The following is a 21,738-nucleotide window of genomic DNA, read 5'->3' on the forward strand; positions in this document are numbered from 1 at the left end:
AATCACGCTCTTCAGCTGGGTGCAGCCCGGTACAGCCCTACGATCCGAGCGGCAGAACGACCGCACCCCTGGCGTCGAGGGTCAGCCGATTGGCCGCCCACCCCTCGCCGGCCAGCCGTGCGACCTTGTCGGCCGCACTGTCGTCGACCAGCGCGAGCACCGTGGGGCCCGCACCGGAGATGACTGCGGGGACGCCGTCCGCGCGCAGTCGGTTGACCAGGGCCAGGCTCTCCGGCATCGCCGGAGCGCGGTAGTCCTGGTGGAGACGGTCCTCGGTCGCCGCGAGCAGCAGCTCGGGACGCCTGGTCAGAGCCTCTACGAGCAGGGCCGCGCGGCCCGCGTTGGCCGCTGCGTCCACATGGGGGACGGTCCGCGGCAGCAGGCCTCGTGCGATCTCGGTCAGTACCGCGTTCTCGGGCACGAAGACCACCGGAACGACGGAATCCGCGGGCTCCATCCGGATCGCGCGGGCCGCTCCCCCGTCGGTCCACGCGAGGGTGAATCCGCCGAGCAGGCAGGCCGCGACATTGTCGGGATGCCCCTCGATCTCGGTTGCCAGTTCGAGCAGGGCGGCGTCGTCGAGCCTCGCGTCGCCGCCTATGGTCACCGCGCGCGCGGCGACGATGCCGGCGCAGATGGCGGCGGACGAGGAGCCGAGGCCCCGGCCGTGCGGGATGCGGTTGGCGCAGACGACCTCAAGGCCGCGCGGCTGCCCGCCGAGCAGGTCGAAGGCGGTGCGCAGCGACCGTACGAGCAGATGGCTCTCGTCGCGGGGCAGCGTCCCCGCGCCCTCGCCCGCGATGTCGACGTGCAGGCCGGCGTCGGCTACCCGCACGACCACGTCGTCGTACAGCCCCAGCGACAGGCCGAGGGCATCGAAGCCCGGGCCGAGATTGGCGCTGGTGGCGGGGGTGCGCACCCTTACGGCGGCGGCGCGGAACGCGGGACCGGCCATCGCTCGACGACTCTCCTTGTGGGACTGCGGTCTTTTTCGAGGACTTCAAAGACGCGGGATTTTCAAGACGTACGAACACCCGAGGGCCACGACGGCAACAACACCGCGGCACATGCGGCGGGGCGGGTTCGGTACAGCCTATCGAAGGAAGGTTCCGTGCGGACATAGGGCGCACAGGAGGCGCACGATGCGTGTCGCGGGCCTCCCATGCGCTCTGTGCCGTTCTATCCGGTGTGTCCGCCCCGGCGGGGTCAGACCAGGCCGAGGAACTCGGCTGCGGCGACCGCGTCGACCGGGATCGTGACGGGCTGCGGGGCTCCCGCGACCGCCCAGTCCGGGTCCTTGAGGCCGTTTCCGGTGACCGTGCAGACGATTTTCTGTCCGGGGTCGACCTTGCCCTCCTCGGCGGCCTTGAGCAGACCGGCGACACTGGCGGCCGACGCGGGCTCCACGAAGACGCCCTCCTTCGCGGCCAACAGGCGGTAGGCGGAAAGGATTTGGCGGTCCGTCACCTCGTCGATGAAGCCGCCCGACTCGTCACGCGCGGCGATCGCGAAGTCCCAGGAGGCCGGGTTTCCGATGCGGATCGCGGTGGCGATGGTGGACGGGTCCTTGACCACTTCGCCGCGCACGATGGGCGCCGATCCAGAGGCCTGGAAGCCCCACATGCGGGGGGTGTGCGTGGCGATCCTGTCGCCCGCGTACTCGCGATAGCCCTTCCAGTACGCCGTGATATTACCGGCGTTGCCCACCGGGAGTACGTGGACGTCGGGGGCGTCGCCAAGCGCGTCGACGATCTCGAAGGCTGCGGTCTTCTGGCCCTCGATGCGCACCGGGTTGACCGAATTGACCAGCGCCACCGGGTAGTTGTCCGAGAGGCGGCGGGCCAGCGTGAGGCAGTCGTCGAAGTTGCCGTCGACCTGGAGGATCTTGGCGCCGTGCACCAGCGCCTGCCCCATCTTGCCCAGCGCGATCTTGCCCTGCGGCACGAGGACCGCGCAGACCATGCCGGCCCGTACGGCGTACGCGGCGGCCGAGGCCGAGGTGTTGCCGGTGGAGGCGCAGATGACGGCCTGCGCGCCCTCTTCCTTGGCGCGGGTGATCGCCATGGTCATGCCGCGGTCCTTGAAGGAACCGGTCGGGTTCGCGCCCTCGACCTTGAGATACACCTCGCAGCCGGTGCGCTCGGAGAGGACCTGCGCCACTACGAGTGGTGTGCCACCCTCGCCGAGCGAGACGACCGGCGTCGTGTCCGTCACCGGAAGACGGTGCCTGTACTCCTCGATGATGCCGCGCCACTGGTGGGTGCCGTTGGTGGTCATGGGTCCCCTATTCCCCTTCAACACGCATGATGCTGGCGACACCGCGCACGGTGTCGAGCTTGCGCAGCGCCTCGACGACCCCGGAAAGGGCCGCGTCTTGCGCGCGGTGGGTAACGACGACGAGGGATGCCTCGCCGCCTCCGTCCTGTCGGCTCTGCTGGCGCACCGTGTCGATGGACACGCCGTGCTCGGCGAAGACCGTCGCGACCTGGGCGAGTACGCCAGGCTTGTCGGCCACGTCAAGACTGATGTGGTACCGCGTGACGACCTCGCCCATGGGGCCGACAGGCAGCTGTGTGTACGCGGATTCGCCGGGGCCCGTGGTCCCGGCCAGTTTGTTGCGGCAGACGGCGACCAGGTCGCCGAGGACCGCGGAAGCGGTGGGCGGGCCGCCCGCGCCCGGACCGTAGAACATCAGCTGCCCGGCCGCCTCGGCCTCGATGAACACCGCGTTGTACGCCTCACGGACGGAGGCCAGCGGGTGCGTCAGTGGGATCATCGCGGGGTGCACCCGGGCCGTCACGGACTTGCCGTCGGCGGCGCGCTCGCAGATGGCGAGCAGCTTGACGGTGCAGCCCATCCGGCGGGCCGAAGCGATGTCGGAGGCGGTGACCTCGGTGAGGCCCTCACGGTGGACGTCGCCGATGCGTACGCGGGTGTGGAAGGCGATGCCGGCCAGGATCGCGGCCTTGGCGGCGGCGTCGAAGCCCTCGACGTCGGCGGTGGGGTCGGCCTCGGCGTACCCGAGGGCGGTGGCCTCGTCGAGCGCCTCGGAATAGCCGGCTCCGGAGGTGTCCATCTTGTCGAGGATGAAGTTGGTCGTGCCGTTGACGATGCCGAGCACCCGGTTGACCTTGTCGCCGGCGAGGGACTCGCGCAGCGGGCGTACGAGCGGGATGGCGCCCGCCACCGCCGCCTCGTAGTACAGGTCCCGGCCGTGCTTCTCGGCGGCGGCGTGCAGGGCCGCGCCGTCCTCGGCGAGCAGTGCCTTGTTCGCCGAGACGACGGAAGCGCCGTGCTCGAAGGCGGTGGTGATGAGGGTGCGGGCGGGCTCGATGCCGCCGATGACCTCGATGACGACGTCGATGTCACCCCGCTCGACCAGGGCCTTCGCATCGGTGGTGACCAGCGCCGGGTCGATGCCCTCGCGGATCTTGGAGGGGCGGCGGACCGCGACCCCGGCGAGCTCGACGGGAGCCCCGATCCGGGCGGCGAGGTCCTCGGCGTGCGTCGTCATGATGCGCGCCACCTCTGAGCCGACCACGCCACAGCCCAGCAGCGCCACCTTCAGTGGACGCGTACGCATCATCCGACCTACGCCTTTCATCAAGCACAACCTTAAAACTTGAGTACGAACCAGTCTCACTCACCGGACGGGACTTTTTGTCCCCCGTCCAGATTGCGAGACATCTATTTCATCAGCCGACATCGAGACGCAGGAGATCTTCCTCCGTCTCGCGCCGGACGATCACGCGCGCCTCGCCATCCTGAACAGCGACGACGGGCGGGCGGAGCGAGTGGTTGTAGTTGCTGGCCATCGAGCGGCAGTACGCGCCGGTGGCGGGGACGGCGATCAGGTCGCCGGGCGCCAGGTCGGCGGGGAGGAAGGCGTCACGCACGACGATGTCTCCGCTCTCGCAGTGCTTGCCGACGACGCGGGAGAGCATCGGCTCGGCGGTCGATGTACGCGACACGAGGGCGACGCTGTACTCGGCGTCGTACAGCGCGGTGCGGATGTTGTCCGACATGCCGCCGTCGACACTGACGTACGTACGGAGCCCTTCCAGCGGCTTGATCGTCCCCACCTCGTAGAGCGTGAAGGCGGTCGGACCGACGATCGCGCGGCCGGGCTCGACGGAGATGCGGGGCGTGGTGAGCCCGTGCGTCTCGCACTCGCGCGTGACGATCTCCAGGAGCGACTTGGCGATCTGGTGCGGCTCGCTGGGGTCGTCCTCCGAGGTGTACGCGATGCCGAGGCCGCCACCGAGGTCGATCTCGGGCAGCTCGATGCCGTGCTCGTCGCGCACCTCGGCGAGGAGCTGGACGACGCGGCGCGCGGAGACCTCAAAGCCCGCCATATCGAAGATCTGCGAGCCGATGTGGGAGTGGATGCCGATGAGTTCGAGCCCGTCGAGCCGCAGGGCCCTGCGGACCGCCTCGGCGGCCTGTCCCCCGGCGAGCGCGATCCCGAACTTCTGGTCCTCGTGGGCGGTCGCGATGAACTCGTGGGTGTGCGCCTCAACGCCGACCGTCACCCGGATCTGGACGCGCTGGCGCTTGCCGCGGCTGTGCGCGATGTGCGCGACGCGGACGATCTCCTGGTAGGAGTCGAGGACGATGCGCCCCACACCGGCGTCGACGGCGCGCTCGATCTCCTCCGTCGACTTGTTGTTGCCGTGGAAGGCGATGCGGTCGGCGGGCATGCCCGCTTCGAGGGCGGTGATCAGCTCGCCGCCGGAGCAGACGTCGAGGTTGAGCCCCTCCTCCCGCAGCCAGCGCACGACGGCGCGCGAGAGGAACGCCTTCCCGGCGTAGAAGACGTCGGCGTCGGGGCCGAAGGCGTCGGACCAGGCGCGGCAGCGGGCGCGGAAGTCGGACTCGTCGAGGAAGTAGGCGGGGGTGCCGAACTCCTCGGCGAGGCGGGTCACTTCGATGCCGCCGACGGCCACGACCCCGTTGTCGTGGCGACGTACGGTGCGCGACCAGACCTTCTCGTCGAGGAGGTTCAGGTCGTCGGCGGGGGCGGTGTAGTGACCTTCGGGGTAGACGTCGGCGTGACGCGGCCCGGCGGGGTGTGCGGAACGGCTCATTCTTCTGTCTCTCTCACAGATGTTCTGGGGCGCTGATGCCGAGCAGTGAAAGGCCGCCTGCCAGCACCGTTCCGGTGGCTTCGGCGAGAGCCAGTCGGGAGCGGTGGGCGGCCGAGGGTTTCTCGTCGCCGACGGGAAGTACGGGGCGGGTGTCGTGGAAGCGGAAGAACCGGTCGGCGACGGTGTCGAGGTGCCGGGCGAGCCGGCCGGGCTCGCGGCGGCGGGCGGCGGCCTCGACGACGGCCGGGTGGTCGGCGAGTGCGCCGAGCAGGTCGGGCGCGTCCACGGCCTCCTCGCACGCCGCCCGGAAGCCGAGGCCGGCCGCGTTGCGGGTCAGCGCGCGGGTCCTGGCGTGGGCGTAGCGCACCCGGAAGAGCGGATTGCTCTCGCGCTGGGCGAGCAGGTCGTCGTCGGTGGCGGTGGAGGCGGTGGGCAGGAGCAGGCTCCAGACGGCGGCGTCGTGTCCGAGCCGCGCGACGAGGGCGGCGCTGTCGTCGGCGGGCCCGCCCGCAGTCCCGTCCCCGCCCCCGTCCCCGTCCGTCCGTAGCACGGTCGCGCCCTGGGCGCGCAGCAGCCGGGCGACGGCGTCGGCGCGCGGGCCGGGGCCGACGCGGAGGGTCTGCCCGGCGAGAGCGGTGCCGTGCCCGTACTGGAGGCCCTGTGTGAGGACCGTACGTACCAGCGTGTCGTACGGGTCGGGGGCAAGCGTGAAGTTCAAAAAGCCCGGGCCGGTGATCTCGACCCCGGCGATCGCGGCGTCAGCGGCGAGCATGGGGCGAAGGATCTCGGCGACCTCCCGGGCGGGCAGGCCCGCGGGCCCGGCCAGCTTGAGGGCGACGTTGGTGGCGTAGTCCCCGCGCCCACCGGGACGCGGGCGCTCGACGAGGACCCGCTCGGGCACCGGCGCGCGCAATACGTCCTCCGCCACGGCGCGGCGCACGGCGCGCACCACGGTGCGGGAGAGATCTGCGGGGGTCACGGGGCAAGCGTATGGGAGGAGGGGGGGCCTTTCGCGAACCGGTTTCGCCATCCGGTCACCGAAGGGGCGGCTGCCGCTCAGCGGACCGTGCGCTCCGCCCGCCCGGCCTCATGCCTGCCGTCGGCAGACGGCGGGCCCTCCCGGTGCGTCAACTGCCGTACGAGCCTGATGAGGTCGGCCGGTTCGAAGGGCTTGGAGAGGAAGGCCTCCACCCCGGCGGCGAGCCCGCTCTCCACTTCGTACTGCGTACACGCACTGATGATGGCGACGGGCAGATGACTCGTCCGCGGGTCGTCCCGGAGGCGGGCGGCCGTACGCAGGCCGTCCAGGCGTGGCATCACCACATCGAGGGTGATCACGTCGGGGCAGACCCGGTGAACGATGTCCAGGCACTCGGCACCATCGGCCGCGGTCACTACCTCGAAGCCCTCCAGCTCGAGATTGACCCTGATCAGCTGCCGGATGACCTTGTTGTCGTCCACAACGAGCACCCGGCCGGACGCACCTGCCACAACTCGAGAGTAGGTCGCCGCCCGGGGCTGCGTCCGGGTTTTGCCCACTTCCACCCCGTGTGGGGGAACGCAAGGGGAGCGAGGGGCGCAGGACGTGTCATGGGGCGCGGCGGAGGTGCGGCGGAGGTGCTGCGCGGGCGCGGCGGAGGTGGGGATCGGCGTGGATCCGGCACGGGCAGAAGGTGGAAATACCTGTTCATGGACACCGGGTGGGAGCTGGTAGGGTTCTAGACGTTGCAGCGCGACACGCGACATTGCCCCCGTAGCTCAGGGGATAGAGCATCGGCCTCCGGAGCCGGGAGCGCAGGTTCGAATCCTGCCGGGGGCACTTCGCTTCACAGCAAGTGCCAAGCATGAAGGCCCGGACTCAGTTCGCTGAGTTCGGGCCTTTGTCGTTCGCCGTCGTTCGTCCCGGGTTACGCGGAGGTCCGCTTCCTAGGTGTTGCCGTCTTCTTCGCCGCCGTGGACTTCTGGGTGGCCTTCTGCGTCGACTTGGTGGCCGAAGCCGTCTTCGACGTGGCCTTGGACGTCGACGTGGTGGCCTTCTTCGCCATGGTCTTCTTTGCCGTCGATGTCGACTTCTTCGCGCCGGTCTGCTTGGGCGCCGCCGCGGATTTGCGGGCCCTGTGGGCCTTGCGGGCCGGGAGCGAGGTGACTTCGGCGTGCTCACCGCTCCTGGAGGTCTCACCGCCGCGGGCTTCCTTCGCGGCCCGGACGCTGTTCTCCAGCGCGGCCATCAGGTCGATGACCTTTCCGCCGCCCGCAGGCGTTGCCTGGGGAGCGAGTTCCTCGCCGGAGACCTTCGAGGCGATGAGGGCCTCGACCGCCTCCCGGTAGTCGTCGTGCAGCGAGTCCATGTCGACCTCGCCGAGGGTGTCCATCAGGGCGTCGGCCAGATCGAGTTCGGCCTCGCGGACGGTCACCTTCGTGTCCGGCGCCACGGAGTCGGGGGCGCGGATCTCGTCGGGCCAGAGCAGGCCGTGCATGGCGATGACGTCGTCAACGACCCGCAGCATGCCGAGCCGCTCCCGGCCGCGCAGCGCGTATTTGGCGACGGCCACCTTCTCGCTGCGCTTGAGGGCCTCGCGCAGCAGCGTGTACGGCTTGGCCGCGGGCACGCCGTTCGCGGAGAGGTAGTACGCCGCGTCCATCTGGAGGGGGTCGATCGAAGCCGCGGGCACGAAGGCGACGATCTCGATCGTCTTCGCGGTGGGCAGCGGGAGTGCGGCCAGGTCGGCGTCGGTGATGGGGATGATCGACCCGTCGGCGTCCTCGTACCCCTTGCCTATTTCGTGCGTCGGGATCTCCTCACCCTCCAGCTCGCAGACCTTGCGGTAGCGGACCCGGCCGCCGTCGGTGGTGTGGATCTGGCGGAAGGAGATCGAGTGGTTCTCGGTGGCGTTCACCAGCTTGATGGGGATGCTGACCAGGCCGAAGGATATGGCACCGTTCCAGATGGATCTCACGATTCATACCCTTCGATCCGATTTCGTGGGATTCTCATCGTATGTCGCCAATCACCGAGGTGGAGGGGCGGCGCCTGGCGCTCAGCAATCTGGACAAGGTCCTTTACCCGGCCACCGGGACCACCAAGGGCGAGGTGCTGCACTACTACGCCACCACCGCGGGCGCCCTCCTGGCCCACCTGCACAATCGGCCCCTGTCTTTCCTCCGTTATCCGGACGGGCCGGACGGCCAGCTCTTCTTCACCAAGAATCCGCCGCCGGGCACGCCCTCCTGGGTGCGGACGGTGGAGGTGCCGCGCTCCGACGACCGGGCTGCGCGGCAGGTGCTCGTACAGGACCTCTCGACGCTGATGTGGGCAGCGAACCTGGTGGTGGAATTCCATACGCCGCAGTGGCAGGCGGACGATCCCGGCCGCGCCGACCGGCTGGTCATCGACCTCGACCCCGGGGCGCCCGCGACCGTCGCCGAGTGCTGCGAGGTGGCGCTGTGGCTGCGCGAGCGGCTCGCGGCGGACGGGCTCGGGGCGTATCCGAAGACCTCGGGATCCAAGGGGCTGCATCTGCTCGCGCCGCTGGAGCCGACGCCGTCCGACGAGGTCACGGCGTACGCGAAGGCACTCGCCGTGGAGGCCGAGAGCGCGCTGCCGCACCTGGTTGTGCACCGGATGACCCGGGCGCTGCGGCCCGGCAAGGTCTTCGTCGACTTCAGCCAGAACTCGGCCTCGAAGACCACCGCCGCGCCCTACACACTGCGGGCCAGGGACGAGCCGACCGTGTCGACGCCGGTGACCTGGGAGGAGGTCGAGGCCGGACGGGCGGAGCCGGAGCTGCTCGTCTTCCGGGCCGGGGACATCGGCGCCCGGCTCGCACGGTACGGGGACCTGCTCGGCCCGCTCATCAACCGGAACCGGGCCCGGCCACTGCCGCGGGGGTAGGGGCGTGGCGCTTCGGGTGCGGGGGTCGGCGGGTGGCGCTTCAGGCGCGCAGCCAGGTGCGGCGGTCCCTGGCCGACGCGTACAGCGCCTCGATGTCCGCAGGCTTGAGTACGCCGCCAGCGCCAGCCAGCTCCGGGACCTCGTGCTCGCGCAGAATCCTTACGTCGCGGAGCAACGGCGCGTGGTCCACCCGCCCCGCCCCGACCAGGGCCAGCACCGGCCGCACAGCCGTGGCCAGCGCGAGCGAGGCGCGCTCGGCCTCGCGGCGGGCCCAGCGCAGCTGCGGGAGGGGTTCGGCCCGGCCGATCTGGACGAGCGGGTCGGCGATCCTGACCCGCTGCCTGCCGTTTCCGGCGTGCAGCGTGCGGACGTTCCGTACACCGCCGGGGCCTATCAACAGGTGGCTCAGGTACGTCGCGCCGGGAAGCGGAACCGAGTGCAGGACGCGCCATCCGGCGCCATCAAGGCGGTCCAGCACCTCTCCCAGCGACTGCTCGGCGGCGAGTGCGGCGCGGCGCGGGTCGCCCCGGAAGCGGTGCGGAGGGCCGGCGTCCGCCGCCAGCTCGGCGTGCAGCGCCTCGCCTGGGCGGTTGGGGGCCAGGTCGTCGTCGGGAGGCAGGGCGAGGCCCGCCAGGTCGGCGGCGCTGGGGACGGGGGGTGGGCCGATGGTGACGGGGCCGGTGACGAACGGGGCGAGGGCGGCCAGCACGTCCTCCCCGCCGCCGGCGACGAGCAGGCTGACGCGGCCGGTCTCCCGGTCGTACCAGGCGACGCTTCTGCCGTCGGGCAGGTTCACGTACAGCCGCTGCTGTCCTCGGTGCCTCGCCGGTACCACCCGCAGTGCCGTCATGCCCCATCACCCCACCGCCCATAGGACCAGCCCCGGCACCGCGGGTGCAATATCCCGGTCGGGACCGCAGGGAACGCGGTGACCGCCTGAGCCGTTCCTACGAGAGACTGTCGGTCCTGCGCAGGCGTGTTGCCGTGCAGACCGAGAGGGACCGTGGAGGGGACCACAGCATGATCATCTTTGGCACCAAGGGGTATCTGTATCAGCTGGCGATGCTCACGCTGGTGTGCGGCCGTTGCGGGAATCCGTCGGCGCACACGCTCAGGAAGCGCGTCAGCAAGTTCACGCTGTTCTTCATCCCGGTGTTCCCGTATTCGACGAAGTACTCGACGCAGTGCACGTTCTGCGGCGCCGAGCAGCAGGTGACGAAGGAGCAGGCGGAGCAGCTCCAGATACAGGGCGGCAGCGGCCACGACGGCCAGGGACAGGCATCGGGGCAGGCATCGGGGCAGGGACAGGCTCAGGGGTACGGCCACGGGCAGGCGCAGCAGCAGCCCGGACAGAACCCTTACCAGCGCTGACCGCCACGGCACCCGTCGGACAGTAACGGCCCGCTGTTACGCAGCAGCGCAATAGCGATACGTATCGCCTCTGTCATGAGTGCGCCCCGCACGGCCAGGATCGTGGCCGCCTCCGCCCTCGCCCTCACGCTCGGCGGCACCGCCCTGGCCCGCCGGAGCGTCGACGTGAAGAAAAGCGACTTCCCTGCACATAAGGTCCAAAGAGCGACAAACCGCCCGGAGCTCCGCCGCCTCACCACCTGCGGTGGCCCGATCAGGGACGGCCATCGGGCGGACACCATCATCATCTTCGCCGACCGCGTGAAGTAGCCCGGCGGGGCAGCGGACGGCACGGCACGGACAGAGTGGAGAGGGGAGCCTTGAGCGCGCACCGCACCGCACGCGGCGCCCTGCTGCCCCTGGCGGCGGCCGGCGCGCTGCTGGCGCTGTCCGGCTGCGGCGACGCGGGCGAGCTCACGAGCGCGGGCGCCACCCCCACCGCCATCGGCCCCACCCGCCTCTGGCCGACGCTGCCGCCCGCCACCTCGGACCCGTACGGCCTCGACGAGGGCAACAGGGCATCCGTCCCCGGCATCGACGTGCCGGGGAGTGACGTGCACCGGGTGAAGCCGGTCGCCGTGGTCCAGGCCGAGGTCAGGGCGCATCCGGGCGAGTACAGCGGTACCGACGGGCTCTACGACGAGACCGTGCGGCAGCTGGGCGGGTGCGACGAGAAGCCCACGTCATGCCCGGTGCTCACGTCGTACTACCGCGATCTGACGGGCGAGGGTGCGGACGATCTGATCGTCGGCATCAGGATGCCGGAGAACCAGCTCGTCGTACGCGTGTACATGGCGGAAAAGGGCAGGCTGACCCGGATCATGTCCAGCACCGACTCGGTGATCAGTGTGGAACTGGCGGGCCGGGACGTGCTCATCCGGGCCACCTCCGGCATCCCTGGATACGAGTACCGGACCGCCTGGTCCTGGGACGACCGGCAGCGCGCGATGTTCCCCACCCACGACGAGTTCCTGCGCGTCGCCCAGGACAAGCACAACAAACCGAGCGGACCGAAGGCACCGAAGGCACCGGACAGGCCGGGCGAGACCGGTGGGCCGTCCCCGAGTCCGTCGTCGGCGTCTCCCCTGGAATCGTCGGCGAGTGGTTCATGAGCGCGCGCAGGATCCGGATGCCCGCCTGGACCGCCGGGCTCACCTGGAAGGCGGCGGCCTTCATCGCTGTGATGTGCTGCGCCCTCGCGGCGCTGCTCGGCGCGCTGGTGCACGTGTCGGTGACGCACCAGACGGTCGGCCAGGCCCGCGAGAAGGCGCTGACCAAGCTGGAGGACGCGACACGGGCGTACGAGGCGGGCGATCCGCTGCCGCCGGGCTCCGGCATCGACCCGGCGGGGCTCCCGGCCTCCCTGCGCGCCCTCGCCCTGACCGGCCGGCACGGCACGGTGGTCACCGATCACCTGGGCCGGCCCACGATGTGGGCGGCGGGCCCCGCCGACGACCGGGCCGTCGCGGCCACGATCGACTACAGCCAGAGCGTCAGGACCATCACGGGCCTGGACCGGGCCATCGTCGGCTCCTCCGTCCTCGCCATCGCCGTCACCCTCCTCATCGGGGTCTTCGGCGTCACCCGGGTCACGCGCCGCCTGCACCAGACCGCCACGGTGGCCCGCAGGATCAGCGCGGGCGACCTCGACGCCCGCGTCAACGATTCGCGCACCAAGGGCCCTTCACGCCCCCAGGACGAGGTGGCCACGGTCTCCGGGGCGCTGGACACCATGGCCTCCACGCTCCAGGGCAAGCTGCTCAGCGAGCAGCGCTTCACCGCCGACGTGGCGCACGAGCTGCGCACGCCGCTGACCGGCCTGCACGCGGCGGCCGAGCTGCTGCCACCCGGCCGGCCCACCCACCTCGTCCAGGACCGGGTGCGGGCGATGCGGCTGCTGACCGAGGATCTGCTGGAGATCTCCCGGCTGGACGCGGGCAGCGAGAAGATCCAGCCGGACCTGCACCGGCTGGGGCCGTTGGCGGAGCGCGTGGTGCGCATGGTGCGCGGCTCGGGGGCGGCGGAGGCGCCCGCCTCGGGCACGGGAGAGCCGCAGCGCGCGGCGCCGCGGACAGAGCTGCTGATCGTGCGGGACACGTACGTGGAAACCGACCGGCGGCGGCTGGAACGGGTGCTGGGCAATCTGCTCGTCAACGCCCACAAGCACGGCCGCGCGCCGGTCGTGGTGACCGTCGACGGCCCCGTGGTAACGGTGCGGGACCACGGCGACGGCTATCCGGCGTATCTGGTGGAGCACGGGCCGCAGCGCTTCAGGACCGAGCCGCGCGCCGGGGGCAAGGGGCACGGCCTGGGGCTGACGATCGCCGTGGGGCAGGCGGGCGCGATCCACGCCGGGCTGACCTTCACCAACGCCCCGGACGGCGGGGCGCTCGCGACGCTGACCCTGCCGGAGGCCGCAGAGCCCGACGTAACGCGCGATATCAACCCAAAGTGACACCCAGCTCACTTTGCGCATGATTCGTGGTGAAACTAATGTAGATCTGGCGAGCCGAGGACCGGTCACACAGACGGTGATTCTCCGCCGCCCTTCGCCCCGGCGAAGGCCCCCCGCCCTCCCCAGGAGGCAGCATGCCAGTGCAGACCCGCCCTTCGACGCTCCGCAGGCTCGGCCTGTACGCCGCCACCGGCGCCGTCGCCGTCCTCACCGCAGCGGGCCCCGCGCTCGCCGTCGCGGAAGACCCCGCCAGGCCGCAGACCGAGAACGCGGCGTCGCACATGACGTACAAGGGGCGGGTGACCGCGAAGACCGGGCTGCTCCTGCGTGACAGGCCCACCCGCAGCAGCAGGATCATCGGCAGCAAGCCGTACGGCGCGATAGTCCACATCTTCTGCAAGACCAGCGGTCAGTACGTGAACGGCAACAGCCGCTGGTACCTGCTCACCAACGGCACGTGGGCCTGGGCCTCGGCCGCGTACATCGCGAACATCGGCCCGGCCCCGCGCTGGTGCTGAACCGCTCGTAGCAGGCGCGCACTTCCGCACGCCGCCACGCCCCGAGGGGTCCCGGCCGCAGCGCGGCGGACCCCCCGGGGCGCCGGCCCATCGCCACTCCGTACCCGGCGTCGTGTGACATATACGGCCATATACCTCGGCCGCTTGCTACGTTGCCGGGCATGACCGCAACGACGGCGGATGCTCCCCCGCCCGACGTACGTCTCCCCAAGCGTCGCGGCGTCGAGCTGTCGCTCCTCGTCGCCGCCGTCCTCATCTCGGTGTACGGCTACCTCCACGTCGGCCTCGCAAAGAGCAACGCGGTACCGCCCGACGCGGTCGGCTACGGCGCGGGCCTGGGTGTACTCGCCCTCCTCGCCCATCTGGCCGTACGCTTCCGCGCCCCGTACGCGGACCCGCTGCTGCTGCCCATCGCGGTCCTCCTCAACGGCCTCGGGCTGGTGCTGATCTACCGCCTGGACCTGGAGACCCCGCAGGACAACGCGGCCCCGACCCAGCTCGTCTGGTCCACCATCGGCGTCGCGCTCTTCATCGGCGTGGTGATCGCGCTGCGCGACCACCGCATCCTGCAGCGGTACGCGTATCTGTCCGTCGCCGCGGCCCTCGTCCTGATGATCGTGCCGATCTTCTTCCCGGCCGTGAACGGCGCGAAGATCTGGATCCGGGTGGGCGGATTCTCCTTCCAGCCGGGCGAGTTCGCGAAAATCCTGCTCGCGGTCTTCTTCGCCGCCTACCTCGCCGCGAACCGCAACGCCCTCGCGTACACCGGCCGCACGTTCTGGAAGCTCCAGCTGCCCACCGGCCGCGTGCTGGGCCCGATCGTGGCGATCTGGCTGATCAGCGTCTGCGTACTCGTCCTGGAACGCGACCTCGGCACCTCACTGCTGTTCTTCGGGCTCTTCGTGATCATGCTGTACGTCGCGACCGGACGCACCGGCTGGATCGCGGTGGGCCTGCTCCTGGCGGCGGTCGGCGCCTTTGTCGTCGGCTCGCTGGAACCGCACGTCAACAGCCGCGTCGAGGACTGGCTGCACCCCTTCGCCTCCATCGACGCGGGCGAGGGACCCGGCCAGCTCGCCCAGTCGCTCTTCGCCTTCGCGGCCGGCGGCATGCTCGGCGCCGGGCTCGGCGTCGGCCACTCCATCCTCATCGGTTTCGCCGCCAAGTCCGACTTCATCCTGGCGACGGCGGGCGAAGAGCTGGGGCTCGTCGGGCTCACCGCGATCTTCATGCTGTACGCACTCCTGGTGGCCCGCGGCTATCGGGCGGGGCTGGCCCTGCGTGACCCCTTCGGCCGACTGCTCGCGATCGGCCTCGCCTCGATCCTGGCGCTCCAGGTGTTCGTCATCGCGGGCGGTGTGATGGGGCTGATCCCGCTCACTGGCATGGCCATGCCGTTCCTCGCGCAGGGAGGTTCGTCCGTGGTCACCAACTGGATCATCGTGGCGCTGCTGATCCGGGTCAGCGACTCGGCCCGCAGCCCGCACCCTTCGACCGTGGAGACCGGAGAGATCGCGCCGATCGTGGAGGACGACCAGTGATCGTGCCAGTGATCGTGGAGGACGACCAGTGATCCGCTATATCCGGCGGGCGGCCGGTTTCTGTCTGGTGCTGCTCGTGGCACTGCTGCTGAACGCCGCCCGTATCCAGGTCTTCGAGGCCGACTCGCTCGACCACAACTCCGCCAACCGCCGCCAGACCATTGCCCGTTACGACGAGAAGCGCGGCAACATCCTGGTCGACGGCAAGCCGGTCACCGGCTCCCGGGACACCGGCGAGCAGCTGCGGTTCGAGCGGACCTATCCGCACGGCCCGCTGTACGCGCCGGTCACCGGGTACGCCTCCCAGACGTACGGCACGACCTTCATCGAGAACGCCGAGGACGACATCCTCTCCGGCACCGACTCGATGCTCGCCCCGCTGCCCTTCTGGAACGAGATCACCCGCTCCCAGCAGCCCGGCGGCAACGCCGTCACCACCATCAAGGGCGCCGTCCAGCGGGCCGCGTACGAGGGTCTCGGCGGCAAGAAGGGCGCGGTCGCCGCGATCGAACCGTCGACCGGCAAGATCCTCGGGCTGGTCAGCAGCCCGTCGTACGACCCCCAGCAGCTCGCCGGGACCGGGCGGCCGGTCACGGACGCCTGGGCGCGGCTGACCGGCTCGTCGAGTCAGCCGATGCTCAACCGGGCCATCAGGCAGACGTACCCACCGGGCTCCACCTTCAAGATCGTGACGGCGGCGGCCGCGCTGGACTCGGGTGTCGTGGAGGATCCCGACGCCCCCACGAAGACACCCGATCCGTATGTCCTGCCCGGTACGAGCACCACGCTCCCCAACGAGGCAAGCGGCTGCGGCAACGCGTCGCTCGCCTACGCGATCCGGGTCTCCTGCAACACGGTGATGGCGAATCTGGGGGTGCGGGTGGGGCTGGCGGGGATGCTCGACACCGTGCGGAAGTTCGGCTTCAACGACACCGGAATCAAGATCCCCTCGGGGGTGGCCGCGAGCAACTTCGACACCCGCATGAGCGACGACCAGCTCGCGCAGTCCTCCATCGGCCAGTACGACACCACGGCCACCCCGCTCCAGATGGCGATGGTGGCGGCGGCGGTCGCCAACGACGGTGACCTCAACTCCCCCTATCTGGTGGAGAAAACGACGACGTCGGACGGCGATATCGTCTCGCAGTCCGGTACGGACTCCCTGCATCAGGCCATGGAGCCGACCACCGCCATGGCGCTCCAGCGCATGATGGTCGACGTCGTGGAGAGCGGCACGGGCACCAATGCCGCCATCCCGGGTGTCACCGTCGGCGGCAAGACCGGCACTTCGCAGCACGGCATCGACAACTCCGGTACGCCGTACGCCTGGTTCATCTCCTGGGCGCAGCAGGACGGCGACGGCCGGCCGGCGGTCGCGGTCGCTGTGGTCGTCGAGGACGCGTCGGCGGACCGCGCCGACATCAGCGGCGGCGGCAGCGCGGCGCCGATCGCGCGGGCGGTCATGGAGGCGGCGCTGGAGGACTGAGCAGGTGGACCGGGCCAGTGGACCGGGCCGGGCCGGGCCGGGATCAGCCGATCGGCTTCCGTACCTCGTCACGCACCTTGACGGTGGTCTCGGCGACCTTGTCGAGGTCGATAGAAGCCGGGTCCTGCTTGGAGGCCGCGGAGGTGACCTCCGCGACCGAAGCCCCCGTGTTCCCGTCGGCCCAGGCGCACATCGGCAGGGTGACGGTGACGCCGTTCTGCGTCGTGGTCAGCACCTGGCAGCTCAGCGTCACGTCGGAGCCGGCCGGGGTGATCTCCTTGGCCGGTACGACCACGGTGGCGCCGTTGCCGTCCGCGGCACCGTCCAGCATCTTGCCGCGCGCTCCGTCGGGGTCCTTGAACTGCCCGTACATGCCGGAGACGACCACCACGCTCGGCGCGAGCGGCGATCCGGCGCTGTACTGGGCGACCGCGGCCTTCGGGTTCCGGATGTCAGGGTCGTAACTGCCATCGACGACCTTCTTGCCCTCGGTCTGCGACAAGTCCTGGGCCAGCTTGTACCGGCCGTCGAGCAGCGTTGGCGGCACGGTGAGCTTGTACTCGGCAGCGGGAAAGCTGCCCCCGCCCCCGCTGCCGACCAGCTTGTACACGGCGAATACGAGCCCGCCCACGACTACCACCAGCGAGACGGCGACGATGCCGAGCACCTTGGCGGTCCGGCTCTTCCCCGGGGGCGGACCCGTCGGCGGCTGCCCCCAGGGACCCTGGCCCGGGTACGGCTGGCCCTGCTGCCCCGGGTGGCCCGGATGTCCCGGGTACGGCTGCTGGTGGGGGAACTGCTGGGGTGGGTACGGCTGTTGCGCGTACGGGTTGGGGCTCTGATTCGGCGGCTGCGGGGGCCCGTAGGGGCCGGGCTGCTGAGGCAGCGGCGTGGTCATGACCGAAACCTACTTCACCCCTGTCCCCCGACCGTCACGCGCGTCCGCCGGCCGTCACGCGAGATCCGCCGGCCGTCACGCGAGCGATTCCCGGCGCTCCAGCCACTCCCCTGGCATTGCCCCAACCCCCGTACGGGCAGCGACAATCCCGCCCGTGATCGCACAGGTCGTGTCCACGTCCCCCAGCCCCTCCGCCGTCGACCACAGCGCCGCCTCCAGGTCGTCCGGGTGCCGCGTGGCCGTCCAGAGCGCGAACGGCACCGTGTCGTCGGCGCGGATGCGGTACCCACTGCCGAGCAGCTCGGCGGCCTGCCGGGGCTCGGCGGTCAGCGGGACGTCCGCAGCCCGCAGCAGGCCGTCACGGACCGGCCCTCCGGGGGTGCGTTCCGCGACGGACCGCATCGAGAGCTCACCCCGCACCGAGAGCGCCGCCGCGACGGCGACGGCCACCGCGCCCGCGACGCCCTGCGGGTGGGCATGGGTGACCCGGGCCGACAACTCGGCCTGTACCACGACCTGTTCGAGGTCGGCGGAGAACCAGGCGCCCAGCGGCGCCACCCGCATCGCCGCGCCGTTGCCCAGACTGCCCTCCCCACCGAACAGCCTGCGGGTGAGCACGGGCCAGGCCGACGCGTCCTCCATGAGCTGCGGCAGCAGTTCGTGCATGCCGCTGCCGTAGCCGCGCGCCTGGTCGGCCATGAAGATCATGGAGAACGAGTTGGCGAGCGGGGTCTGCCGGATCTCGCCGTGTTCGTCGAGCACCCGCATGATGCCGCGTGCCATCGCGGTGTCGTCGGTCCAGGGCCAGTGCGGCTCCTCGGGAACCCGCCGGGCGAGGATCTTGTCGTACACCGTTCCGCTGTCGCGGAAGAGGGGGAACCAGCGCTCACCGAAGGCGTCGCCCAGGGCGAGACCTTCGAGGCTGCGGCGGGCGGCCTGCACGTTCGCGGTGGTGGTCATGGACGCCATCGTGCCGCGCCGGCGTCCGCACGTACATCGAATACCCGTCCGCCCGGCACCTCCGGTCAGCGGGAGGCCTGCGCCTCCTCCGCCGCGCCGTCCGCGATCGCCTGGTCGATCTCGGCGAGCCGGACGTGCTCCTCCGCCTCGAAGCGCTCCTGGTCGAGCTTCTCCGCGATCTCCTCGTCCTCGCTCATCAGCAGATCGAGATTGGAGTTGCCCATGTCGAAGACGCCCATGTCGAGGTAGGCCTTCTGGAGCCGCTCGCCCCACAGCCCGATGTCCTTGACGCACGGCACGATGCGGCTGAACAGCAACTTGCGGAAGAGGTGCAGGAATTCGGACTGCTCGGAGAGCTCCTCGGCCTCCTTCTTCGGAATGCCGAAGTTCTCCAGGACCTCGATGCCGCGCAGCCGGTCACGCATCAGGTAACAGCCCTCGATGACGAACTCCTCGCGCTCCTTGAGCTCGGCGTCCGACAGCTGCTTGTAGTAGTCGCGCAGCGCCATCCGCCCGAAGGCGACGTGTCGGGCCTCGTCCTGCATGATGTACGCGAGGATCTGCTTGGGCAGCGGCTTGTCCGTGGTGTCGCGGATCATGCCGAACGCGGCGAGGGCCAGGCCCTCGATGAGGACCTGCATGCCGAGGTACGGCATGTCCCAGCGGGAGTCGCGCAGGGTGTCGCCGAGCAGCGACTGAAGGTTGTCGTTGATCGGGTAGAGCATCCCGACCTTCTCGTGCAGGAAGCGGCTGTAGATCTCCGCGTGCCTGGCCTCGTCCATGGTCTGGGTCGCGGAGTAGAGCTTCGCGTCGAGGTCGGGGACGGACTCCACGATCCGTGCCGCGCACACCATCGCGCCCTGCTCACCGTGCAGGAACTGGCTGAACTGCCAGGAGGCGTAGTGCCGCCGCAGGTCCCCCTTGTCGCGCTCGGTCATCTTCGCCCAGTGCCGGCTGCCGTAGAGGCTGAGCGCCTCGTCGGGGGTGCCGAGCGGGTCGTACGGGTCGACCTCGATGCCCCAGTCGATGCGGGTGGCGCCGTCCCACTGCTTGTCCTTGCCCTTCTGGTAAAGGGCGAGCAGTCGGGCGCGCCCCTCGTCGTACTCCCAGCTGAAGCGGGCGGCGCCGGAGGCCGGCACCTCCCAGTGCGGGTCCGACGGGGGCTTGGTGTAGAGCTCGTGTGTCGACACAGACAACTCCTTCGCCTCTTGTCCCTGTGTCCCTCATCGGGGCGGAATCCCTTGTCAGGACGGACAGTTGGCAGACTCACACGTTGGTAGACGGGCGGTCAACAAGTCGTGCGCGAGGGATTGACGAGCTTGCTGACAAGCAGTCTCATAAGGGGGGAACGTAAGAGTGACCGCCGGTAATGCCCACCCGTGAGGTGCCCAGCCATGACGACAGTGACCGATCACGACGCACTCAGGGACGCACTCGGCCTCCTCAAGGACCGTGAGCAGGTCGCCGAACGCCTGCTGGAGTCGTCCGCCAAGCACTCCTTCGACCCCGACACCGAACTCGACTGGGAGGCCCCGGTCGAGGAAGGCAAATGGTTCTGGCCGCCGGAGCTCGTATCGCTGTACGACACCCCCCTCTGGCACAAGATGTCCGAGGACCAGCGCATGGACCTGGCCAGGCACGAGGCCGCCTCGCTCGCCTCGCTCGGCATCTGGTTCGAGATCATCCTGATGCAACTGCTGGTCAGGCACATCTACGACAAGCCCGTGACCAGCAACCACGTGCGCTACGCGCTCACCGAAATCGCGGACGAGTGCCGCCACTCGATCATGTTCGGGAAGATGATCGAGAAGGGCGGAGCGCCCAACTACCCGGTTCCCAGGCTCTATCACAACCTCGCCCGGGTCCTGAAGACCGTCTCGACGACGCCGGGTTCGTTCGCGGCGACGCTGCTGGGCGAGGAGATCCTCGACTGGATGCAGCGGCTGACCTTCCCGGATGAGCGCGTCCAGACGCTGGTGCGCGGTGTCACGCGCATCCATGTGGTGGAGGAGGCCCGCCATGTCCGGTACGCCCGCGAGGAGTTGCGCCGCCAGATGGTGACCGCACCACTCTGGGAGCGCGAGCTCACCCGGGTGAGCTGCGGCGAGGCGGCCCGCGTCTTCTCCAGGTGCTTCGTGAACCCGAAGGTGTACGAGAACGTCGGGCTCGACCGCCGCCAGGCGATCGCCCAGGTCAAGGCGAGCGGCCACCGCGCCGAGGTCATGCAGAGCGGCGCCAAGCGGCTGACCGACTTCCTCGACGACATCGGCGTACTTCAGGGGGTCGGCCGCAGGCTGTGGAAGAGCTCGGGTCTGCTCGCGTAGCCGGCGCAGCCGCAGCCGCCACCCACCCGGTCGCCGGACTGCGGGGATACGCTGCGGACATGACCACGGCAGCGACCCCCACCCCCGCGTACCGCAGGCTCGGCGTGGCGGAGCGCCGCTCCCAACTCCTGGGCGCAGCCCTGTCCTTGTTCGCCCACCGGGCGCCCGAAGAGGTCTCGCTGGACGAGGTGGCGGAGGCGGCCGGGGTGTCGCGGCCGCTCATATACAGGTACTTTCCCGGCGGCAAGCAGCAGTTGTACGAAGCCGCACTCGGCTCCGCCGCCGACGAGTTGAAGCTGTGCTTCGCCGAGCCACAGACCGGACCGCTGACCCGGCGGCTCGCCCGCGCCCTGGACCGCTATCTGACGTTCGTCGACGAACACGACACCGGGTTCAGCGCGTTGCTCCAGGGCGGCAGCGTCGCCGAGACGTCCCGCACGACCGCGACGGTCGACGGCGTCCGGCGGGCCGCGGCCGAGCAGATCCTGACGCACCTCGGGGTCCCGGGGACGGTGGGGCCCCGGCTGCGGATGATGGTCCGCACCTGGATATCGGCCGTCGAGGCCGCCTCCCTGATCTGGCTCGACGAGGAGAAGCAGCCACCGGTCGCAGAGCTGCGCGACTGGCTGGTCGACCACTTCGTCGCCCTGCTCACCGTGACGGCCGCCACCGACGAGCAGACGGCCGTGGCAACCCGGGCCGCCCTGGCCCTGGAGACCCCGGACGGCCCGGCCGGGGTACTGGCCCGGCGGGTGCTGCCGGTCGTCTCCGAGGCCGCCCACCTGCTCTGACCGGGCCGGCTGCGGGTTCCCGCCCCGCCGACCTGGGAGACTGGTGGGGTGAGAAGCGAGAGCACGCCCTTCGTGGGTGGCCCCCTGGACGGGCGGGTGCTGCCGGTCCTTGTCGGGCCGACCGGGCAGCCGCCGAAGTGGTATGAGGTGCCGGTGCCGGACGACGCGGGTGGGGCGCCGACCGTGTACGCCTATCTGCGGGTCCCCGCCGGGTACTCCAAGCGGCTGGGGCTCCAGCGCGGCTGGAAGTACGAGTACGCGCCGGACGGGCGTGGGCGGCGTGAGCTGAAGTGGCCCTGGTCGAAGCCCGACAGCAGCACATAAGATCGGCCGCTGTGCCGGTTGTGGCCGATGTGGCCGACTGAGCGGCCCCGGC

The 21,738-nt window shown here is 70.5% G+C and carries 22 protein-coding genes and 1 tRNA gene; 12 read left to right on the forward strand and 11 right to left on the reverse strand.

Going from position 1 to position 21,738, the window contains the following annotated elements; translation table 11 throughout:
- Positions 1-37: 37 nt before the first annotated feature.
- The 6 genes from thrB to ABCR94_RS09805 all read right to left on the reverse strand — a co-directional run bounded on the left by thrB (position 38) and on the right by ABCR94_RS09805 (position 6,632).
- Positions 38-955 (reverse strand): homoserine kinase, encoded by a 918-nt coding sequence (thrB, locus tag ABCR94_RS09780; protein WP_347118812.1) that lies wholly within the window; start codon positions 953-955, stop codon positions 38-40.
- A gap of 251 nt (positions 956-1,206) precedes the next feature.
- A complete protein-coding gene (thrC, locus tag ABCR94_RS09785) occupies positions 1,207-2,277 on the reverse strand; it encodes a threonine synthase (protein WP_347118813.1) in 1,071 nt (356 codons plus the stop codon).
- Positions 2,278-2,284: 7 nt separating this feature from the next.
- Positions 2,285-3,586, reverse strand: coding sequence for a homoserine dehydrogenase (locus ABCR94_RS09790; protein ID WP_347119133.1), 1,302 nt, complete (start codon positions 3,584-3,586; stop codon positions 2,285-2,287).
- Between the two features lie 109 nt (positions 3,587-3,695).
- The gene (gene lysA, locus ABCR94_RS09795; RefSeq protein WP_347118814.1) at positions 3,696-5,087 is read right to left on the reverse strand and encodes a diaminopimelate decarboxylase; all 1,392 of its coding nucleotides are present in this window, start codon (positions 5,085-5,087) and stop codon (positions 3,696-3,698) included.
- A gap of 13 nt (positions 5,088-5,100) precedes the next feature.
- A complete protein-coding gene (gene nrtL / locus ABCR94_RS09800; protein WP_347118815.1) occupies positions 5,101-6,066 on the reverse strand; it encodes an ArgS-related anticodon-binding protein NrtL in 966 nt (321 codons plus the stop codon).
- Positions 6,067-6,143: 77 nt separating this feature from the next.
- Entirely contained in the window at positions 6,144-6,632 is a 489-nt protein-coding gene (locus tag ABCR94_RS09805) for a response regulator (protein ID WP_347118816.1), read from the reverse strand.
- Positions 6,633-6,834: 202 nt separating this feature from the next.
- Between ABCR94_RS09805 and ABCR94_RS09810 the strand changes: the two genes are divergently transcribed.
- Positions 6,835-6,906: transfer RNA gene (locus tag ABCR94_RS09810), tRNA-Arg, on the forward strand.
- An 88-nt stretch (positions 6,907-6,994) separates the two neighbouring features.
- Here the strand turns inward: ABCR94_RS09810 and ku are convergent.
- Complete coding sequence (gene ku, locus ABCR94_RS09815) at positions 6,995-8,044, reverse strand: non-homologous end joining protein Ku (RefSeq protein ID WP_347118817.1); 1,050 nt, start codon at positions 8,042-8,044, stop codon at positions 6,995-6,997.
- 41 nt (positions 8,045-8,085) lie between these two features.
- Here ku and ligD point away from each other — a divergent pair, with 41 nt between their 5' ends.
- On the forward strand, positions 8,086-8,979 hold the full coding sequence (gene ligD / locus ABCR94_RS09820; RefSeq protein WP_347118818.1) for a non-homologous end-joining DNA ligase: 894 nt from the start codon (positions 8,086-8,088) through the stop codon (positions 8,977-8,979).
- Positions 8,980-9,019: 40 nt separating this feature from the next.
- Here the strand turns inward: ligD and ABCR94_RS09825 are convergent, their stop codons facing one another.
- Positions 9,020-9,829: a nuclease-related domain-containing protein gene (locus ABCR94_RS09825; protein ID WP_347118819.1), complete on the reverse strand. Its 810-nt coding sequence runs from the start codon at positions 9,827-9,829 to the stop codon at positions 9,020-9,022.
- Positions 9,830-9,999: 170 nt separating this feature from the next.
- On the opposite strand from ABCR94_RS09825, the gene ABCR94_RS09830 reads away from it, so the two are divergent.
- The 7 genes from ABCR94_RS09830 (at position 10,000) to ABCR94_RS09860 (ending at position 16,389) form a co-directional block, all read left to right on the forward strand.
- Complete coding sequence (locus ABCR94_RS09830) at positions 10,000-10,350, forward strand: zinc-ribbon domain-containing protein (RefSeq protein ID WP_347118820.1); 351 nt, start codon at positions 10,000-10,002, stop codon at positions 10,348-10,350.
- Between the two features lie 75 nt (positions 10,351-10,425).
- A complete protein-coding gene (locus ABCR94_RS09835; protein WP_347118821.1) occupies positions 10,426-10,659 on the forward strand; it encodes a class F sortase in 234 nt (77 codons plus the stop codon).
- Between the two features lie 50 nt (positions 10,660-10,709).
- A complete protein-coding gene (locus ABCR94_RS09840; RefSeq protein ID WP_347118822.1) occupies positions 10,710-11,501 on the forward strand; it encodes a hypothetical protein in 792 nt (263 codons plus the stop codon).
- Positions 11,498-12,844, forward strand: a complete 1,347-nt coding sequence (locus ABCR94_RS09845) for an ATP-binding protein (RefSeq protein ID WP_347118823.1) — start codon at positions 11,498-11,500, stop codon at positions 12,842-12,844. The genes ABCR94_RS09840 and ABCR94_RS09845 overlap by 4 nt, the downstream gene beginning before the upstream one ends.
- A gap of 134 nt (positions 12,845-12,978) precedes the next feature.
- Complete coding sequence (locus tag ABCR94_RS09850; RefSeq protein ID WP_347118824.1) at positions 12,979-13,362, forward strand: SH3 domain-containing protein; 384 nt, start codon at positions 12,979-12,981, stop codon at positions 13,360-13,362.
- Between the two features lie 161 nt (positions 13,363-13,523).
- The gene (locus tag ABCR94_RS09855; protein ID WP_347118825.1) at positions 13,524-14,903 is read left to right on the forward strand and encodes an FtsW/RodA/SpoVE family cell cycle protein; all 1,380 of its coding nucleotides are present in this window, start codon (positions 13,524-13,526) and stop codon (positions 14,901-14,903) included.
- 28 nt (positions 14,904-14,931) lie between these two features.
- The gene (locus tag ABCR94_RS09860) at positions 14,932-16,389 is read left to right on the forward strand and encodes a penicillin-binding transpeptidase domain-containing protein (protein ID WP_347118826.1); all 1,458 of its coding nucleotides are present in this window, start codon (positions 14,932-14,934) and stop codon (positions 16,387-16,389) included.
- A gap of 43 nt (positions 16,390-16,432) precedes the next feature.
- On the opposite strand, the gene ABCR94_RS09865 is transcribed toward ABCR94_RS09860, so the two are convergent.
- The 3 genes from ABCR94_RS09865 to ABCR94_RS09875 form a co-directional block, all read right to left on the reverse strand.
- Positions 16,433-17,287 (reverse strand): hypothetical protein, encoded by an 855-nt coding sequence (locus ABCR94_RS09865; protein ID WP_347118827.1) that lies wholly within the window; start codon positions 17,285-17,287, stop codon positions 16,433-16,435.
- Positions 17,288-17,362: 75 nt separating this feature from the next.
- Positions 17,363-18,247, reverse strand: a complete 885-nt coding sequence (locus tag ABCR94_RS09870; protein ID WP_521976606.1) for an ADP-ribosylglycohydrolase family protein — start codon at positions 18,245-18,247, stop codon at positions 17,363-17,365.
- Positions 18,248-18,312: 65 nt separating this feature from the next.
- Positions 18,313-19,437 carry a ferritin-like domain-containing protein gene (locus ABCR94_RS09875; protein ID WP_347118829.1) on the reverse strand — a complete coding sequence of 375 codons (1,125 nt, stop codon included), beginning with the start codon at positions 19,435-19,437 and terminating at the stop codon, positions 18,313-18,315.
- A 204-nt stretch (positions 19,438-19,641) separates the two neighbouring features.
- On the opposite strand from ABCR94_RS09875, the gene ABCR94_RS09880 reads away from it, so the two are divergent.
- The 3 genes from ABCR94_RS09880 to ABCR94_RS09890 are packed head-to-tail and all read left to right on the forward strand — an operon-like array spanning position 19,642 to position 21,686.
- Positions 19,642-20,571, forward strand: a complete 930-nt coding sequence (locus ABCR94_RS09880; protein WP_347118830.1) for an AurF N-oxygenase family protein — start codon at positions 19,642-19,644, stop codon at positions 20,569-20,571.
- 59 nt (positions 20,572-20,630) lie between these two features.
- Positions 20,631-21,362 carry a TetR/AcrR family transcriptional regulator gene (locus ABCR94_RS09885; protein ID WP_347118831.1) on the forward strand — a complete coding sequence of 244 codons (732 nt, stop codon included), beginning with the start codon at positions 20,631-20,633 and terminating at the stop codon, positions 21,360-21,362.
- A 48-nt stretch (positions 21,363-21,410) separates the two neighbouring features.
- The gene (locus ABCR94_RS09890) at positions 21,411-21,686 is read left to right on the forward strand and encodes a DUF8847 domain-containing protein (RefSeq protein ID WP_347118832.1); all 276 of its coding nucleotides are present in this window, start codon (positions 21,411-21,413) and stop codon (positions 21,684-21,686) included.
- The last annotated feature ends 52 nt before the right edge of the window (positions 21,687-21,738 follow it).

This window comes from Streptomyces changchenzhani, assembly GCF_039766235.1.
In the GTDB taxonomy this organism is placed as follows: Bacteria; Actinomycetota; Actinomycetes; order Streptomycetales; family Streptomycetaceae; genus Streptomyces.